Origin of the sequence: Rhodococcus sp. IEGM 1318 (assembly GCF_033142465.1) — a bacterium.
Lineage (GTDB): Bacteria > Actinomycetota > Actinomycetes > Mycobacteriales > Mycobacteriaceae > Rhodococcus_F > Rhodococcus_F qingshengii_B.
The window spans coordinates 80,501-98,871 of record NZ_JAWLSC010000007.1 but is presented as its reverse complement, the minus strand read 5'-3'; the positions used below and the strand labels follow the sequence as shown (position 1 = coordinate 98,871).

At 60.4% G+C, this 18,371-nt stretch carries 13 protein-coding genes; 5 read left to right on the top strand and 8 right to left on the bottom strand.

From position 1 onward, the window contains the following. Positions 1 to 132: 132 nt before the first annotated feature. From R4P65_RS17660 to R4P65_RS17645, 4 genes are all read right to left on the bottom strand, one after another. On the bottom strand, positions 133 to 1,512 hold the full coding sequence (locus R4P65_RS17660) for a glutamate decarboxylase (protein WP_317827485.1): 1,380 nt from the start codon (positions 1,510 to 1,512) through the stop codon (positions 133 to 135). Between the two features lie 90 nt (positions 1,513 to 1,602). Then, on the bottom strand, positions 1,603 to 3,588 hold the full coding sequence (locus R4P65_RS17655; RefSeq protein WP_317827483.1) for a YhgE/Pip domain-containing protein: 1,986 nt from the start codon (positions 3,586 to 3,588) through the stop codon (positions 1,603 to 1,605). Between the two features lie 3 nt (positions 3,589 to 3,591). After that, positions 3,592 to 4,227: a hypothetical protein gene (locus R4P65_RS17650; RefSeq protein ID WP_411742555.1), complete on the bottom strand. Its 636-nt coding sequence runs from the start codon at positions 4,225 to 4,227 to the stop codon at positions 3,592 to 3,594. Positions 4,228 to 4,431: 204 nt separating this feature from the next. Next, a complete protein-coding gene (locus tag R4P65_RS17645) occupies positions 4,432 to 5,712 on the bottom strand; it encodes a metal-dependent hydrolase family protein (protein ID WP_317827480.1) in 1,281 nt (426 codons plus the stop codon). A gap of 170 nt (positions 5,713 to 5,882) precedes the next feature. On the opposite strand from R4P65_RS17645, the gene R4P65_RS17640 reads away from it, so the two are divergent. The 5 genes from R4P65_RS17640 to R4P65_RS17620 all read left to right on the top strand — a co-directional run bounded on the left by R4P65_RS17640 (position 5,883) and on the right by R4P65_RS17620 (position 12,837). Further along, entirely contained in the window at positions 5,883 to 6,524 is a 642-nt protein-coding gene (locus tag R4P65_RS17640) for a hypothetical protein (RefSeq protein WP_317827479.1), read from the top strand. 992 nt (positions 6,525 to 7,516) lie between these two features. Continuing rightward, positions 7,517 to 7,753, top strand: a complete 237-nt coding sequence (locus R4P65_RS17635; RefSeq protein ID WP_317827478.1) for a DUF1049 domain-containing protein — start codon at positions 7,517 to 7,519, stop codon at positions 7,751 to 7,753. Positions 7,754 to 8,168: 415 nt separating this feature from the next. After that, positions 8,169 to 9,935, top strand: a complete 1,767-nt coding sequence (locus tag R4P65_RS17630) for an oleate hydratase (protein ID WP_317827477.1) — start codon at positions 8,169 to 8,171, stop codon at positions 9,933 to 9,935. 159 nt (positions 9,936 to 10,094) lie between these two features. Then, positions 10,095 to 11,084 carry a linear amide C-N hydrolase gene (locus R4P65_RS17625; RefSeq protein ID WP_230814779.1) on the top strand — a complete coding sequence of 330 codons (990 nt, stop codon included), beginning with the start codon at positions 10,095 to 10,097 and terminating at the stop codon, positions 11,082 to 11,084. Between the two features lie 118 nt (positions 11,085 to 11,202). After that, positions 11,203 to 12,837: an MFS transporter gene (locus tag R4P65_RS17620; RefSeq protein WP_317827476.1), complete on the top strand. Its 1,635-nt coding sequence runs from the start codon at positions 11,203 to 11,205 to the stop codon at positions 12,835 to 12,837. A gap of 247 nt (positions 12,838 to 13,084) precedes the next feature. Here the strand turns inward: R4P65_RS17620 and R4P65_RS17615 are convergent, their stop codons facing one another. From R4P65_RS17615 to R4P65_RS17600, 4 genes are all read right to left on the bottom strand, one after another. Further along, the gene (locus tag R4P65_RS17615; protein WP_317827475.1) at positions 13,085 to 13,846 is read right to left on the bottom strand and encodes a PE-PPE domain-containing protein; all 762 of its coding nucleotides are present in this window, start codon (positions 13,844 to 13,846) and stop codon (positions 13,085 to 13,087) included. A gap of 236 nt (positions 13,847 to 14,082) precedes the next feature. Next, positions 14,083 to 15,303 (bottom strand): serine hydrolase domain-containing protein, encoded by a 1,221-nt coding sequence (locus R4P65_RS17610; protein WP_317827473.1) that lies wholly within the window; start codon positions 15,301 to 15,303, stop codon positions 14,083 to 14,085. A 101-nt stretch (positions 15,304 to 15,404) separates the two neighbouring features. Further along, complete coding sequence (locus tag R4P65_RS17605; protein WP_230814783.1) at positions 15,405 to 15,692, bottom strand: MerR family transcriptional regulator; 288 nt, start codon at positions 15,690 to 15,692, stop codon at positions 15,405 to 15,407. A gap of 855 nt (positions 15,693 to 16,547) precedes the next feature. Continuing rightward, entirely contained in the window at positions 16,548 to 18,311 is a 1,764-nt protein-coding gene (locus R4P65_RS17600) for a cholesterol oxidase substrate-binding domain-containing protein (RefSeq protein WP_317827472.1), read from the bottom strand. Positions 18,312 to 18,371 lie beyond the last annotated feature (60 nt).

The following is an 18,371-nucleotide window of genomic DNA, read 5'->3' as shown; positions in this document are numbered from 1 at the left end:
CGGCGTGCACTGACGGGGCTGGCAGGCGGAGTCGATCTTTGCCTGTTGCAAAGTGTTCGTTGGTGCAGCTGGTCGTCCAGAATTAGAAGCTTGTTGAGGGGAAGCGGTTCTGAGGCTGCCCCTCAACAGCAGCTAGTGGGCGAAAGCAGTCCTTTGGGGTCGATCGGCGGTGCTCTTACGAAGTTGCTCGACGACTTCGTTGATGGCGGTGGCGAGTTTGTACGCGAGATCCTGGCTGAAACCTTCTCGTAGCACGATCCGCAGGACCGCGACATCTTCGGCGTCGGCGGGCATGGTGTACGCGGGCACTTGGAATCCGCGTGCCCGGAGTTCGTGGGAGATGTCGAAGACCGTGAAGCCTGGGTCGTCGACGACTTCGAAGGACAAGACCGGTATAGCGGTGCCGTCGGTGATGATCGCCATGTTGTCGATCTTGGAGATTGCGGCGGAGAGCATAAGCGCGGTGTCGCGCAGCGATTCCATGATCTGGGTGTATCCGGCGACGCCGAGGCGGATGAAGTTGTAATACTGCCCGACGACCTGGTTGCCAGATCGAGAGAAGTTGAGGGTGAAGGTCGGCATGTCGCCGCCGAGGTAGTTGACCCGGAACACCAAGTCTTCCGGTAGGTGTTCTTTCGAGCGCCAGACGACGAAACCGATGCCAGGATATGTCATGCCGTACTTGTGGCCACTGACGTTGATCGAGACCACACGCGGAACCTTGAAGTCCCACATCAGCTCCGGGTGCAGGAACGGGACGACGAAACCTCCACTGGCAGCGTCGACGTGGAGGGGGACGTCGGGACCACCGTTTGCGGCGATATCGTCGAGGGCTTCGGCGATCTCGGCGACGGGTTCGAGCTCGCCGGTGAATGTAGTGCCCAGGATGGCGACCACGCCGATGGTGTTCTCGTCGACGGCGTCACGGACCTGTTCGGGAGTGATGACGTAGCGGCCCTTTTCCATGGGGAGGTATTTCGGTTCGACGTCGAAGTAGCGGCAAAACTTTTCCCAGACGACCTGGACGTTGCTGCCGAGGATGAGATTGGGCTTCGTGGTGTCTTTACCTTCTTGTTCGCGGCGCTGGCGCCAGCGCCATTTGAGTGCGAGTCCGCCGAGCATCACAGCTTCGGAGGACCCTACCGTCGAGACCCCCGTTGCGGACGCAGGGTCGGAGGTCAGCCCTTCTGCGTGGAAGAGGTCGGCAACCATGTTGACGCAACGAGTTTCGATCTCCGCTGTCGCGGGATACTCGTCTTTGTCGATCATGTTCTTGTCGAATGTCTCGGCCATCAGCTTGTCGGCCTGAGGATCCATCCAGGTGGTGACGAAGGTTGCCAGGTTCAGTCGGGAACTGCCGTCGAGCATCAGTTCGTCGTGGATGAATCGGTACGCCGCTTCGGGATCCGACTCGGCCTTGGGCATTTTGAGAGCTGGAATCGGATCGGTGCCGAGCCGTCCTGTGTACGCCGGTGCGAGGGTTTCGGTGGGAGCTGCGAAGCTGTCTGACATTTTTTTCTCCTCCAGTATGCGAGCGTGCGGGGTACGACTCGGACAGTGATTCAAATGTGGTCGACTGTGAAGATGTTGCTGTGCAGTGCTTTACACCTCGATGGACGGGTACAGGCGTTCCATGGTGTAACGCCGGTTGCGGCGTACGGAGAGTGCGCTGATAGTCATCGAGACGAGCAGAATGCCGGTCAGGACGGCGATTGCTGTCCAGAGTCGAGAGTCGACGTGTTCGGCGGTGATGAGTTGCCGGAGGCCATTGACGGTGTATGTCATCGGGTCGAACGGATGAATGTATTGGAAGGGCGTCGCTGTCGTGGGCACTGGGTAGATGCCGCCGGCGGAGACCAGTTGCAGCATCAGGAAGGCCAATGTCACCACTCGGCCGACTGCGACGCCGAAGAGAGCATTGAACATCTGGATCATCGCCAAATACGTCGCCGAGACCAGCATCAGGAACAGGATCGTTCCGGGAACGTGTTTGACGTCCAGGCCGACCCCGATGTGTACCACGGCGTACATCGTGATCACTTGGAGGATGCCGATGAGCAGTGCCGGCCAGTAGGAAGCCAGAACTGTTCGATAGAGGCCGAGGTTACTGACAGTTGCGCGGGATTGTAGCGGGGTCAGCAGCATCCAGGTGATGATGCAGCCGACGAACAGGGCCAAGGAGAGGAAGAACGGCGCGAATCCGGTACCGAAGGTGGGTGCCTCGTTGGTGTAGTCCTGCTTGAGTGCGACTGGGGTGGACAGGGTGTCTGCGGTAGCGGTGCGTTGCGCGTCGGTCCAGCTGGGTACTTGCCCAGCGCCCTGTGCGAGTGCGTCTGCCAGTTCGCCCGAGCCTGATTGCAGCTCGACCATCCCCGAAGCTAACTGATCGGCTCCGCTCGCGAGCTGGGTGCTGCCGTCGGTCAACTGGATCAGTCCGGAGTTCAAAGTCGTGGCTCCGGAACTGAGCTGGTCGGCGCCGTCGCGTAGTTGCCGGACGTCGGAGGCGAGCCCGCCGTTTTGCAGCAGTGCGAGTCCGGATTGCAGGGGACTGGATGGATCCGTCAACTGGTATTCGAGCGCGCGCGCATCACCGCTGAGGCGTGCTATCTCCGCTTGTAGTGCGGCAGTGTCACTTTGGGGTTGTGCTGCCACGAGAGGTGTGAGAGCTGCAACGGCCTGTTGTGCGAGCGGATCGGTGCTGGGTCCGAGAAGGTCGAGCACCCGCTGGATTGCCGGGGAGACGGTAACCTGTGGCGGCTGGGGGAGGCGATCCCCGAGGGTGGTGAGGGATTGCCGCAGTTGCGCAGCTTGCGCACCGACGTCGGAGACGGCAGTGGAGTCGAGGGCGTTGAGTAGTGGGTCGGCGACGCCGTCGATGGCTGTGGCGAGTTGCCCGGCGCCGGCCGCGAGCTGCGCGGAACCATCGCGTGCGGTGACCATGTTGGTGGCGAGTTCGCCTGCACCGGAGCTCAGTTGATCGGCCCCACCTTTGGCGGTGTCGATCCCGGCCGCGAGGGTCTTCGCTCCGTCGGCAGCCTGGCCCAGGCCCGAACCGGCGGTCTGTAGGCCCGTCAGCACTTGGCCGACGCCTTGGGCGCCGATGGTCGAGTTGACCTGATTGATGACCTGTTCGGACGCGTCCTGCCCGATGATGGTGGCTAGATAATTATTGGCGTCGTTGAAGGTGAAGGTGAGATCGGCCTTCTCGGGGTTGTCACCGTTGGGTGACTCGACAGCGTCGCTGAAGTTCTCCGGCAAGGTGATGGTGAAATAGTACTTGCCGCTCGAGAGTCCGGCTTGGGCTTCTTGATCCGAGACCTCCGCCAAATCAAGTTGCCCGGAGGCGATGAGCGACTTGACGACCTGATCGCCGGCATCGACTTGTTGGCCTGTCGACGTTCGCCCCGAGTCGTTATTGACAATCGCTGCGGGGATCTTGTTCACCTCGCCGAACGGGTTCCAGAAAGCCCACAAGTACATGGCTCCGTAGAGCAACGGCAACAAGATGATGGTGACGATCGCGATTCGTGGCAGGGTGCCGCGGGAGTAGCGTTTGATATCACTGCCCAGAGATATACCTGCGAGCATCGCTCACCGTCCTTCGGTCATGACGCCGATGTCACCGGCGCCCAGCAGGCCGTGCATGTTCACCACGGCATGGACGCCGCTGTCGGGCGGAAGGTCGTTGACATCGGCGGTGATCACCGACTGGTGCTCTCCCAATTCGACCAGTCGGCGTAACAAGGTTGCCCGCTCGTCGTCGTCGGCGATCTTGTCGACTCGACCCACCACCAGTAGCGGTGGTCTTTTGGTGTTCGCGACGGCGATCCGCAGCAACATTTGCTGGATCTCCGGGAGATCGTCGACGAAGGCATTGAGCGGCGGAAGATCGACCTCACCAAATGTGTGCGCACACATATCTGCCACTTCGGCCTCGTTCACGCGGGGCACGAATTTGTACCACGGTGAGTTCCATCGCAACTGTTCGGTCACCATGTCCCGCACCGTCACCGATGGGCGAACTTCGTCGAGTTCGTTCAGACATGCGATCGCCGAGACAGCCAGAATTCTCGTGGGTTTCTCGTAGCCCAGCACAGTCAATGACCCGGACGATAATCGCATCCGTCCGCATAGTGCCATCAGCAGGGCTGTGCGCGCGGCACCCGACTGCGCAGCCAGGACGGTCACACCGCCAGCCTCGATGTCGATGTCGAGTGGACCGAACACATGCCCCCACGGCCCGTGGAGTTCGATACCGCGGGCGGACACCAACGACCCCTCGACTCGGTCCTCCGGTAATTCCCAACGCTCGAAACGTGTTTCAACCAACTTGGACTCCCGACTCAGTGGAGCACTAGGACACATCGACCCCCTCAGATGTTCAGCTCGAATTGGCTGCACGTCTGACGGATCAACGCGATGAAGACGTTGTCACAGTATGTTTTTGACGACCTGACCATTTTTGACAATGACGGAGAGATGTTTGGCCGGATCAGCGAGCAGGCTCAGATCCTCGAGTGGATTGCCGTCGACGAGAAGCACATCTGCCCACGCATCCTTGGTGATCACTCCGAGAGGTGCTTGCCGGTACGGATCGCGTTCGCCGGCAAGACGGAAGAGTTCGGCATTTCCCGACGTGAGCATCCGGAGTGCTTCGGCATTGCTGTAGTGATCACCGAGTCGCGCCGCCATTTCACTCTGCCGCGGCGCAAGCTGCGGCTCGAGCAAAAGATCTGTACCCCACGCTGTTTTGACACCGTGCTTGCGCGCCCAGCTGTACACATCGTCAGTGCCGGTGCAGATTTCGCGATCCTTTTCTGCGCGGCCCGGATCCGGATAGTGGTGATCGCCCAGCGCGAAGGGCTGCATCGAAAGCCAGATGTCCTTCTCAGCCATCAGAGCGATCGTCGCCTCGTCAGCGAGATGACCGTGCTCGATGGATTTCACGCCGGCTTCGATGGCGCGGCGAATGCCGGTGACGTTGTAAACGTGGGTGGCGACGTAGGTGCCGTAGTCGGTGGCCGCGTGCACTGCTGCACGAAGTTCGGGATCGGTGAACTGGACCGTGTAGAGCGGGTCGTACATCGACGCAGCGCCGCCGCCGACCATCATCTTGATCTGAGATGCGCCCTTCTTCAGCTGTTCGCGAACGGCCGCCAGTACCCGGTCAGGGCCATCTGCGACGCGCATGAAACCAATTTCTTCGGCGCGAGACTGTTTGCCTCCCAACGCGGTCGGGCATTCGTAGACAAACCCGAAGTCGCCGTGTCCGCTGGTTTGGGAGATGGCAGCCTGCGAAGGGTAGATGCGCGGCCCCTCGAACAGGCCTCGATCGATCACGGACTTGATGCTGCTTGTGTCACCGGCCATGTCCCGGACCGTGGTGAACCCGCGGTGCAGCATGTTCTTTGCTTCAGCGAGGCCGTTGAGTGCGATGTGTGCTTCACTGCCGGTCACCATGTCGACGTACGAATTCGCGTTACCGACCAGGTGAACGTGGGCATCGCTCATGCCGGGCATGAGTACTCGGTTCCCACCGTCCACGACAGTGGTCTCGCGGCTCGGATCGTCCCCGACAGGCGACTCCGACACCGCGGCGATCGTGGTGCCGTCGATCAGCACATCCCCGGCAACAAGGGACGAGGAGGTGCCGTCGAAGACGCGGACATTGCGAAACAGCAAACGATTTCCAACTCGAGGATTGGCTGTCATAAATCGGACATTAGCACCCAAAACGGGTTCATGTCTTGGTAAGTAGAAAAACATTCAAATAGTTCAATCGGCTTGCCATGTACCCGCCGTGGATGGATCCAAACCCTTGCGTGATGACCTAGGTCCCGATTGGGCTGCGTTTCTTGGCGTATCGAACTACAGTGCAGCGCATGTTGATTCATCCGACCATCAGAATGCAATCCTGGGGATTCGTGATCGGCTCCGCCCTCTTCGCGCTCGGCTCGGCCCCCTTCCTTTCGGTCTTCTTCGGTGCCGCACTCGCCAACACTTTCTTCTTCGCAGGATCCTGGTTCTTCACCGGCGCAGCGTTCATTCAGCTAGTACTCAGTCAACCGGCAACCACAACCGACTCTGGCCGCCCCGCGATCCGAGCAATCTGGCTCTCCGCGGCCGTGCAGTTACTCGGAACGATCTTGTTCAACGTCAGCACGGGTGCCGCTATGCGAGAGCTGACCGTTCGAGGAGAGATGCACCTTGTCTGGAATCCGAACGCCGAAGGGTCCATCGCCTTTCTCGTATCGAGCGCCCTGGCTGTTCTCATCCTCTTCCGAGCGCGAACATACTGGGCGCCGCGATCGAAGGAATGGCAGAGCGTATGGCTCAACACGCTGGGATCCATCGCATTCGGAGTCTCCGCGATCGGCTCGTTCGTACTACAGGACGGGAACACCCTCGATCCGAACATGGCCAACATTGGAACCTTTGTCGGCGCAGTATTCTTCCTGCTGGCATCCGCTGTATTCCTCGGAAAAAGCAGCCGACCAGCTTTGGCGATGGCAGAAGCAGTCTGAACGCGCCACGTCGCGCGCGCAATATCGAGGAATTCGATGAAGCGGGGGATTTGCCGACCTGCGCTGGCTCTGCATCGCTGATCTTACTCGATCAAGTTGTCAAACTGCCAGATATTTTCTGAAGAATTCGGTAAGGGTATGGGATGCGTTCACTCTGGAGTTGACGTTTCGCTCGCGCGTTCTGCGTAGTACGCGTAGATTATCCGCTGATGAACGGGCAGCAGTCGGATGCTGACGCATTATTTTCACTTGTTTATCATTTTTTACGAGGTGGCAAGCTTATTGATCGGGTGTTAGGACCAAAGTCGCATGCGACATTCGGCGGAGTTCAGCCCCCCCTCGTCCGGCCACTTGGCGCCGCCAGCAGATACCAGCCGATCCTCTTCGGCCTCCCTCTTCTGTCTCGCCGGCCAGTGCATGGATGCCCCCACCTTCCGTGCGGGCCAGGCGGTTGAGAACGCCCAGTTCGTACCAGGTGACGAGGCTGATACAGGTGGCTACTGCCGGTAGGTTCCACAGGTAGGCGAGCTGGACGGCGAGAGTGACCAGCAATAGAACATGACAGAGGGCCCGGCGAGGCTGACTGAACGGAAGTGCGCAGCCGCTGAAGTTGGGGCGAGGCGGTACGCGCGGTCAGAAGCACAGGATTGGTGTGACACGCAGTAACGCATCTGAACGGCATAAGAATGCCTGAGGTTGAAGCGAAATTACCAGGACGGCAGTGCGTGAAGGTCCATTCTTTAGAATGCTAAAGCCGACCATTTCGGCGCCACGCATGTTAAGTTTCGGTTAGTCACGTAATCCCAGTTGGTGCCGCTCCAGGTTTCAGACATCACCGTAATTGCGGGTACGAAACCGCGACCCGCCGAGACACGAAATCTCAGATCCTCGCCGCCTGACGTGAGCAGAACTGGATTGTTGAGGGAGAGCCCGGAATCTCCTCGAACGCAGCACTAGATCGATATCACTCGACAGGGAATGGGGTACCTCCCATGAGTTCGGAAACCCGGAATACAACCGCGCGATCAGTACTCACATCACGTAACACCCTCGCTCTGCTGTTGGTGGTGCTGGCGGTGATCTTCATCCTCCAGAACCGCGCCGCGACCACGATCCAACTGTTCTGGGTCTCCGTGCAGTCCCCACTCTGGCTCGTCCTCGTCGTGATACTCGTTCTCGGATGGATCGCAGGCTTGCTGACCAACCGCCGCGCGAAAACCGCTACCTGAATCTCGAGGACGAAGAAAATGATCGCAATCCGGAAAGTCAAGGTCCGGAGTATATGCGCTCGGGGATCACCGATCGCGATCCAGACGGCGTTCGAGAGGTTCGACGTCACGGCGTACGTAGACGGGACACCGAATTATCCGAGAGGTGCACACGCGGTGTCTCCGGGCGGCCAACAGTTCAGTCGCTTTTGCAGCCGAAAGATTTTAGCTCACAGCATATCTCGTCTTCGCTGCCACAGGCGTGCGCCTGTCGCCCGGATGGCCTTTGTGTTCCGTGCAACATCTTGGTTCGCGGTGTCGCTGTAACGCAGATACTTTCGGCGTGACCGAAGGAAAACTACATCACCAAGAGAAAGCTCGGCGTCTATTCCGGTGAATAGTCCTATCGCCGCACCTCTGAATGAGATGGGGAACAATGTATTACAGCAGTGGAAACTACGAAGCGTTCGCGCGGCCACGCAAGCCTGACGGGGTGGACGGCAAGACTGCATGGTTCGTCGGTTCGGGGCTTGCATCGCTTGCCGGTGCGGCATTCATGATCCGCGACGGCCGGATGGCGGGAAACAACATCACCGTCCTGGAGCGGTTGAAATTGCCCGGCGGTGCACTCGACGGAATCAAGGAACCGGAGAAGGGCTTCGTCATTCGCGGTGGACGCGAGATGGAAGATCACTTCGAATGTCTCTGGGACCTGTTCCGCTCTGTCCCCTCGATCGAGGTCGAAGACGCCAGCGTGCTCGACGAATTCTACTGGCTCAACAAAGACGACCCGAACTATTCGCTGCAGCGCGTCACAGAACGTCAGGGTGAGGATGCGCACACAGACTTCAAGTTCAATCTGAACTCGAAGGCGCAGAAGGACATCATGAAGGTCTTTCTCGCTCCGCGTAGCGAACTCGAGAACAAGCGCATCAACGAGGTGTTCGGCAAGGAATTCCTCGCAAGCAATTTCTGGCTGTACTGGCGCACGATGTTCGCGTTCGAGGAATGGCACAGTGCTCTCGAAATCAAGCTGTACCTGCATCGATTCATCCACCACATCAAAGGCCTGCCGGACCTGAGTACCCTCAAGTTCACCAAATACAACCAGTACGAGTCTCTCGTGCTGCCGCTGTACACGTGGCTGCTCGATCAGGGAGTGAATTTTCGGTTCGATACCGAAGTCACCGACATCGACTTCGATATCGAAGGTGAAGTCAAGCGGGCCAAACGCATTCACTGGAAATCCGAGGGTGTTATGGGTGGGGTCGACCTCGATGACGGCGACCTGGTGTTGACTACCATCGGCTCGCTCACCGAGAACTCGAACAACGGAGACCATCACACGCCGGCGAAACTCGACGAGGGCCCCGCTCCAGCGTGGGATTTGTGGCGTCGTATAGCAACGAAAGACCCCGCATTCGGACGACCAGACGTCTTCGGTGGGCACGTCGCAGAAACCAAGTGGGAATCAGCGACAGTGACCACATTGGATGCCCGAATCCCAGAATACATCGAAAAGATATGCAAGCGTGACCCATTCAGTGGACGCGTAGTCACCGGCGGCATCGTGACAGCACGAGATTCGAAGTGGTTGATGAGCTGGACCGTAAACCGGCAACCGCACTTCAAACAACAACCCAAGGATCAGATCGTCGTCTGGGTCTACTCACTATTCGTCGACGTTCCCGGTGACTACGTCGACAAGCCGATGCAGGAATGCACCGGCGAGGAAATCACCCAAGAGTGGCTCTATCACATGGGCGTTCCAGTCGAGGACATCCCGGAACTTGCGGCCAATGCGGCGAAGACCGTTCCAGTGATGATGCCCTATGTCACTTCCTTTTTCATGCCCCGTCAGGCCGGTGACCGGCCTGCGGTTGTACCGGATGGTGCCGTCAACTTCGCCTTCCTCGGCCAGTTCGCGGAAACAACGCGCGACTGTATCTTCACGACGGAGTACTCGGTCCGCACCGGGATGGAGGCCGCGTACAGCCTGCTGGGGATCGAGCGAGGAGTCCCGGAGGTTTTCGGCTCCACCTACGACATCCGCAAACTTCTCCAAGCAACCTACTTCCTCAATGACAAGAAGGAGGAGAGCGTGCCGTTGCCGAAGATGCTTCGCCGCCGACTGGACAAGAAGCTCGACGAGAACGAGATCGGACAGCTGCTGCACGAATACCACATTCTCCCCCGAGAATGACGCTGGTTTCTGAATGTCTTTGTCAATGAGGGCTTCTGAGAGGAAATGCCCGTTCGGGTGCGGTCGAAGGGGCGTCTCGGAGCTGAACCTCGGTCTGGACCTCGGGGCTGAACATCGGGCAACTATGAAGCTCTCGAAAAACTACGGAAGGCAAAATCAATGTGTACCAGGGTGATGTGGCCTGATGCGGCCGGATCTGTTCTTGTCGGACGAAATATGGATTACCATCGGGACACCGGTACGAACCTGTGGTCGCTTCCGCGTGGGATCAAACGCGACGACGGCGTAGGCGGTTCTCTGAGTTGGACTGCCGAATACGGCAGTGTCGTGGCCGGCGCTTTCGACATGATGTCGGTCGACGGTATGAACGAAGCGGGATTAGCAGGTCATATTCTGTGGCTAGCGGAATCGGATTACGGTACCCACGACACGTCGAGACCGGCTCTGAGCATGGCGGTCTGGCTGCAGTACTTCCTGGACAACTTCTCCACCGTTGCCGATGCCGCCGCGTGGATCAGCGACGTCGACGTTCAGGTTGTCCCACTGGGCGATCCGGCGACCGGCGAAGTGCCTGCAGTTCATCTCGCGTTGGACGATGCGACCGGTGATTCGGCGATCATCGAATACCTGGATGGCAAGGCCACCGTCTGGCACAGCCGCGAACACCTCGTGATGACCAATTCCCCGGCCTACGACAAGCAGATCGAACTTCTCAAAGAGGTCGACGGCTTCGGGGGCGCCAATCCTCTGCCCGGCACCACACTCGCCGCCGACCGGTTCGCCCGCGCCGCATACTACGTAGGCCGACTGCCCCAACCCAAGAGTGAAGTCGAGGCTGTCGCGGGAATGTTCAGTGTCATCCGCAATGCGGCGCAACCTTTCCGCATCCCCGACCCGGACAAACCCTATGCATCGCAGACGATCTGGCAGACGGTGGCAGACTTGACCAACAAGCGGTACGTCTTCGACTCGACCACGCGACCCAATGTCGTCTGGGTGGATCTGGACAAGTTGAACTTCAATGAAGGTGCGCCTGCGGGCAAACTCGATCTGATGGGCGATACATCCCTCGAAGGAGGGCTTGCCGGCAACGTCTCTCGCCGATTCGAGAAGACAGCCGCGATGCAATTCCTGACCCTACCGACCTGATCGAAGCCAGCAGTTCGCAGGGAGGGGGGGCCACCCAGACAGGTGGCCGCCCTCGGCGTCGCTGCTCGTGACCGATATGCCACCGCCGAGACAACTCCGATCCTCCTAGGGGCGCATCATGGATACCGCGGACCCGTTGCCTTCCGCTCCCGTTACAAAAGCGCTTACGAGTGACGCCCGCCCGAGGGTGAGTTGGCTACCGCTGGTACTCGTGTGTTTCACAGGGTTGGTCTCTGTGTTCAACGTGACGGCGCTGCCGATGGCGATCAGCGGCATCGTCGACGGCCTGGACACCACCATCTCGAACGTGCAATTGGCGATCGTCGCTTACGGGGTATTCGTCGCTGCCTTCACGATCACGGGCGGCAAGATCAGCGGCGTGCTCGGTGCCAAGAACGCTCAGCTGCTCGGGCTGGGCATCTATGCGTTCGGCATGCTGTGTTGCGCTCTGGCACAGAATATTTCAATGCTGATTGCCGGCGAGGCGATCGCTGGACTCGGGGGCGCGCTTCTCGTGCCCAACGCGTTGGCGATTCTGGGGCAGGCGTATTCCGGTCCACAGCGAACCGTTGCGGTATCGGTCCTGGCGGGTACGACCGGTATCGGTGCCGCGTTTGCTTTGTTGGTTGGTGGTCTGCTCGTCCAAGCCTGGGGATGGAGGGCGCCCTTCGCGCTCTTGCTCGCTATCACGGCAGGAACAATCGTCATCGCATCACGTGTGGCCCTTATCCGGATTCCATTCCGTGGGTCCGTCGACAAGACGAGTATCGTGCTGTCCGCCGTCGGGGTGCTGTTGTTGGTCGCCGCCATCAATCAGATCGGATCATGGGGGCTCGTTCTCGCCGCCGAGTCCGCACCGGTGAGTGTGCTCGGACTCTCGCCTGTGCTCGCATTGCTGGTGATCGGCGGCCTCGTCCTGCATACGTTCGTCGCCCGCCAGCACTTGTTGCTCCGGGGAGAAAGAACACCGCTACTCGAACCTTCGGTGTTCGAGTCTGGTCTCAACCGAGCGTGTTTGAGTGGGTTGGTCGCGATAAACCTGTTGATGGCCGGTGTGAGCTACCTGCTACCGCTGTACACCCAGATGGTATTGGGCAAGAGCCCTCTGGGCACGGCAATGATACTGATACCTATCTCTTTGGCCGCACTCGTCTCCGCGGCTGCAACACCTGCACTGATGCGACTGCTTGCGTGCCGATGGCTCCTGACAGGGGCGCATGTACTCGCCGCGGCGTCGGCGATTCTGTTGGCACTGACGATCTCGAACCAATGGTCCGGTGCATGGACATTGATCAGCGAAGTTTGCCTGGGTCTCGGCATCGGAGTCGGATTGAGTACGGGCAGTGCGCTTCTCATGGAGACCAATCCTCCTGCTATCGCGGGTGAGATCGGCAGCGCTCGAGGAATGGCGAACTTTCTCGGCCTGTGTACCGGCACCGCCGTTGCCGGGGCGGTCCTGATGTCCGTGCTCGCGCAGTCTGCCTCGGTCCGTATCACGAACAGCCCAGATCTACTGTCCAGCGGCAGTATCGAGGTAACGGCCAGTTCGGTCAGTTTCGTCGCCAACGATGACCTCCGCGCCAGTCTCACTGGGATGGAACTGACCTCGGCGCAACTCGATCAGGCGGTGGGGATCAACGTCGAATCCAGGCTGATTGCGCTGCGGGCGAGCCTCTGTGTACTCGGGTTAGCGGCGCTCCTCCCGATCGTGACGTTCCGCCACCTGCCGACTCGCCGGAAGGAAGCGGGTTGATGCGATGGCACTCGTCTGTGGCGCCACGCCGATGTTCGGCCTAATAGAGCTTCCAGGCGTCACGATTTCGAATAGTGTTGTAGAGCAATAGATGTAACGCGGGCGTAGTGCACCATGGCCCGCCGCAGGATTCACTACACCTTTTCGACGTCTGCATCATCGTCGTCGTGTAGAGGGAGTCCCACCCGGGTGGTTCCGGCGGAGGTGGTTGCGATGCGTCGACCATGCCCGAGTCGCCCGTGCAGACCTACTTCGTCAGCACGGTGGCGAGCGCAGCGCTCACATACGGAGTGATGTTCTCGACGACCCGCGTCACGATCGCGGTGGCAACGTCAGTGGGTTGCAGTGGAACCGAAGGTGCCTCCGGCAATGCTGGGGGAGCAGGCGGAGCGGGCTGAGACATCATCGGCGTATAGGTGTTGTGCTTCGTGAAGTATCCGAATACCGAGTCGACGAACACCTCGGGGGCATCACGGGGCTTGGGCATGTTGCAGATGCCGTCACCCTCGATGCAGACTTCCTGCACTGCGATGTCACCGAATCCGCCGCGAGCTCCGGACATCGTCGCTCCTGGAACGACATTGGGTACTACGGTTTCGATGCCTCCGGCCGAGTTGCGGGGGTCGGCGTAGAGCACACCTTCGACTTGCGACTGTGGAATGGATCCGTCGCGCGCGATGTCGCCGAGCACGTCGCCGGCAATCCGAGCACCCTGTGAGTACCCGGTGACGACGATCTCGCTGCCGGGGCACTGAGCGTGAAAAGCATTGACTTCGCTGCGCAGCGTCTGGGCGCCCGCCGCAACGCTCTGGTCGTACGTCTGATCGCCGAGCGGCCAGAAGCTCGCCGGGTAGGTCACCGGTTTGGAGGTGTAACCCTGGGCTACGTAGCGGTCGGTGACGGGTTGGGTCGTTTGTCCCGTCGGATCCCACGTCCCCCCAACTGCGAATACCGCACCGGCCGGGCACGACCCACCGTCATTCGGAGCCGCTCCGGCAGGTACCGACATCACTAGAGTCACCCCCGCTGTGACTGCAACCGTGCATGCCACTGACATCGCGTATTTCCTCATCGGGCCTGTCCCCATCTATCTACGTTCTCGTTCATTGGCGAGACAACCCGCGGTCCGACGCGTTTCGTTCGGTACTGAAGAGAATGGTGATGGGGCGATAAGTCCTGGAGGTAATCCGTGCGTAAACAGGAAGTTGCAGGCCGACGCTGTTTTCTACCAGCGTGTGGGGCGTGTCACGGCGTCGGCACCTGCGGTGGGTGATCGGGCTCGAGGAGTGTGCCGATCGCCTTGCCCATCGGCACGGCGTTGTTGAGATCCGCGTTGGTTGTCGGCCCGAGTGTCGCGTAGACGACGATCGTCGTCTTCGAGTCGGGGTAGTAGAGCGCAAGGCCGTTGTAGCCGCCGTACGACGGGTTCATCACCAGCCAACCGTCGAGGTGACCGGTCCCGAAGGAAAAGAACTTGTCGGCCGTCATATTTCCCAGGCCCGCGGTCGTCGGCGCCATCTGTTCTTCGAAAGCCTTGTCGGAGAGTAACTCTCCCGTGCCGAGTGCGCGCACCCACTTTCCGATGTCGGCGACAGGCGCGTTCATGTTTCCGCTGTGCAGGAAAGCCGTCGGATCCCAGAAAGTGGAGTCTTCGAACACTCCGCGTTCATTGGTGTAGCCGTGCAGGATCGGCTCGTCCATCTGCGACGTGAGCACAACGCCGCTGTGATCCATCCCGAGCGGATCGAAGACGCGTTGCTGAAGTAGTTCGCCCAGCGGCTTTCCGGTCGCCTTCTCCATGACGTCGCCGAGCAGCGTCAGGTCGCTGTGCGCATACGCCCAACTGGTGCCGGGTTCGAATAGCGGTGGGCGGGAGTTGGCTAGATCGAGGATCTCCTGAGCAGTCCAGCCCTTCATCGGGTTGTCCGTGAAGAGTTTCAGGAACTGCGGATCGGTCACGTAATCGGAGATACCCGACGTGCTGTTGGCCAGCATTCGCGGAGTGATCGTATCTGCGCGCGGAAAGTTCGGTTCCCACTCCGCGATCGGTTGATCGAGTGGCAGTGTGCCCTCTTCGTCGAGTTGCAGCAGGACGGTCGAGAGCATCGGCTCCATCGGCTGACCTACGCGCAACTGCATGTCGGTTGTCGCCGGAACTCCGATCGGGGACTCTCCGACGGCACCGAGAGCAATCTCGTCGTCGCCCCGCCACACTCCGAACACGGCGGCACTGAGGCCCAAGTCGGCCACCTGACGGCGGACGAGGTCCGCGATCTCGGTGGATTCCTGACTGCTCGCGGTGCTGGGGGATGTGCTGCTCGTGTTTGGTGCCGGGTCCTCGTCGGAACTGCACGCAGCGGTTGCAATGGCAACGGTCAAGGCGATCGACAGAGCAACTAGCCGCACCCGAGTGCGGTGGTGGGAGGAATTCACGCCTGCGATCCCTTCGACCTGGAAATCGAGCAACCGACGCCTAGCAATGTCCCAATTGGCCGAATTTACCGCAGTTGGAAGAAGGAGGGATCAGATCGACCATATAGGCGCAACTGCTATTTCCAGCGCAGCCCTCATTCGGGTGCTGCGTCCGGTTCCTCCCGCAGGTCCTGCGCTTGCTGAAGCTCGGCGTTGATGCGACGGGCTTCGGTGAGTTGGTCTTCGAGGATGATGATGCGGCAAGCCGCGTCGAGCGCCGTGCCGTTGGCTACAAGGTCGTGCGCGCGAGCTGCGATGCGAAGCTGGTAGCGGGAGTAGCGGCGGTGCCCGCCCTCGGAGCGTTGCGGGGTGAGCAGTTTCGCGGCGTCGAGGCTGCGAAGAAAAGCTTGTCTGACGCCGAGGATCTCGGCGGCATGTCCCATGCTGTATGCCGGGTAGTTCTCGTCGTCGAATCTGCCGGACGGGTCCCCCGGGGGTGTATCTGCCGAAATGGCTCGCTTCTTTCGCTGAACGGACGGGGCCCCCGGCGCGAGGTGCGCCGGGGGCCGGATGGGGTTGAACTTACTTACATAACTGCATTCTTTCGAACTTCCGGACTCGCACAAGACATCCGGTAGCCGCTTTGAAGGGGGGTGCCGGGTCCGACTACACACTCACACACGAATTCGGCCCCGGCACGTCCCTGCCCTGCGGTACTGCTTGCGGGTAGTTCATCTCTCCCGCATCTCTTGACTCGTTCCTTGCTGCGAGAAAAAAGATACAACACCATCGCGAGAATGTCTACCCTGCCCGCTGTAGATATTTTATTGCGAGCTTTCTAGGTATTGCTGTTCGGGAACGGCCTGGTCATCGGGGGTGAGAGCGCTCGGTGTGAGTCGTACGAGGTGGATCTGGGACAATGTTCCGATGCGAAATACCCCGAAGTCCGAGTCGTTGTTGCGTGCCCGCGCGGAGAGGGAGGAACAAAGCAACACCTCCGAGCACCCCGCAGGAGTTACCTCGAACCACGGAGAGGACTCGGCGTCGTCCGAGCAGGGCGCACGCAGCAGTAGTGCCTCGATTCGGTCTGCTCGGTCAGAGCTCTCAACCCACGCCCGGGCGGTGGAAAGCATGCACGAGGCGATGCATCCAGATCGCGATTGAGTCAGTTCCTTGGTCGAGATGCGGAGGACTCCCTCATGTCCGCCGCTACAACGCACGACGGCCGCCGCACTCCCGAAAGTAAGGGAGTGGCGACGACCGTCGAGTTGTCAGAGTGTGCGCTCAGTACTTGAACCTCAAGGCAGCAACTGGTCCAGGAAGGTGTTGCTGAAGACCTTGTGCGGATCCAACGCGTTGTAGGCGGCGTTGGCGGTGTCCCAGTTGTCGCTCGATGGAACGCCGTCGCGGTAGGTCTGGGGGAGGCCCTGATTGATGATCGGGGTGTCGGTGTACGGCTTGTCTGGGCCGAACGCCCAGCCCTTGGACCACTCGGGGCGGAAGGTGGCGTCGTTGTTGTTGTAGTGATTGCGCATCCACTGTTCCATTTCGCGGTAGAACGCGAACATACCGGGGGTTCCGGGGACGCCGAGGACGTTGAGCCAGATGGCGGTGTCCCATTCCGGATGGTCAGGGCGTGGGCGCATGGCCGAGATGGTGGGGGCGCCTGCCGAGTCGACCTCGACGTCCGATGGTTGATCGAGGCCGCAGCAGCGGATTTCGACGGGGCCGTTGAGGGGGAACTGTCCGATGGAGCGGTAGTACTCCATGCGGCCGTTGAACCACTGGGTGAAGTCGTGGATGACCTGGCCGATGTTGGCGCGAGAGGTGATAACGGCTCCGCCGCCCTCGGTCAGGCGCAGGGTAGTGGCGCGGATGTAGAACTGGACGTCCTTGGACCATCCCCACAGGTCGTTGGAGAAGGTCGCGGCGAGTCCGGCAACGGTGGTGGCGTACATGATCTGCCCGAATGCCGGTGCAATGCCCGGGTTTCCGGCGTTGATCTGGCCGATCATATCGGTCACGGGTTCGGGAAGGTTGTCGGAGAAGATGTAGTTGTACGGCCCGGTCACCTCACGCGCGAACGGCGGCTTGGTGGGGGCAAGTGACCACACCTTCATCCAAGGACGTTCGGTGAAGGGGTACCAGATTGCTTCTGCCCGACCGTTTTCGCGGACGAACTTCTCGAAGGTGCGTCCGGAAGCGCCGCGGGCACCGAAGAGTTCCTGCCAACCGATGTCGGTGTGGCTGACGCAGCGCATGCGGTAGTTGGGGGCGGCCTGCAAGGTGACGGAGGTGAGGAAGGTGCGTCCGAGGTGAGTCAGCAGCGGCTTGATCGCCGCGTCGCTGCGTGCATACGTCTTCAGCGCGTATTCACTACCGTTCCAGACCACTGCGGTCAGGGACGTGACGAGGTTGGAGAGTGAGCCGAAAGTCTGTCCGGGAACATGCGCTTCGCCTTCGGCGGGGAGAGCTGCGCCGTGAGCGTCGACGGCGAGGCAACCGGCGATGGTCAACACACCAGGTGCCGGCAGGTTCGCGAACCCGAGGCCCTGTGCCTGCAACGCCGTCGTGATGGCGTCGAGGGTCGCGCCGGGTCCTGCGGTGACGGTGGCCGGGCTACCACCCGCATTGACGGAGACGCCGGTGAGATGGACCGTGGTGTCGGCGAGAATGACCTTGTCGATCGGCGCACCGTTGACGATGGTCAGCGGCGTCCAGCCGTGCATGGCACCGCGGGGGCGGATGGTGTAGCCGTTGGCATGGCCCCAGTTGGCGAGGCGGACTACGTCTTCGGGCGTCTTGGGCGAACAGGTCCAGATCGCGTCGAGCATGATCTCTTTGGACCAGTTCTGATACGCCTGCTGGTAGAGGGCGATGCCTTCGGGGAAGGCAGGCGGCGGGGTGAGGGTGGAGACGGGACCACCCGCGGAGCCGGAGGAGCCGGCGGGGACGGCATAGGCCGGCGTCCAGCCGGCGAATGCGGTCGCTGCCACGGCGCCTGCTCCAGCGGCCATGAAACCTCGTCGGGACAGTCGGAACTTTTCGTCTTGTGCCGTCATCTTCGGGCTACTCCATCGGGTTCGAGAACTACGGTGAGTTCTAACAGGTGGGTATCAGAC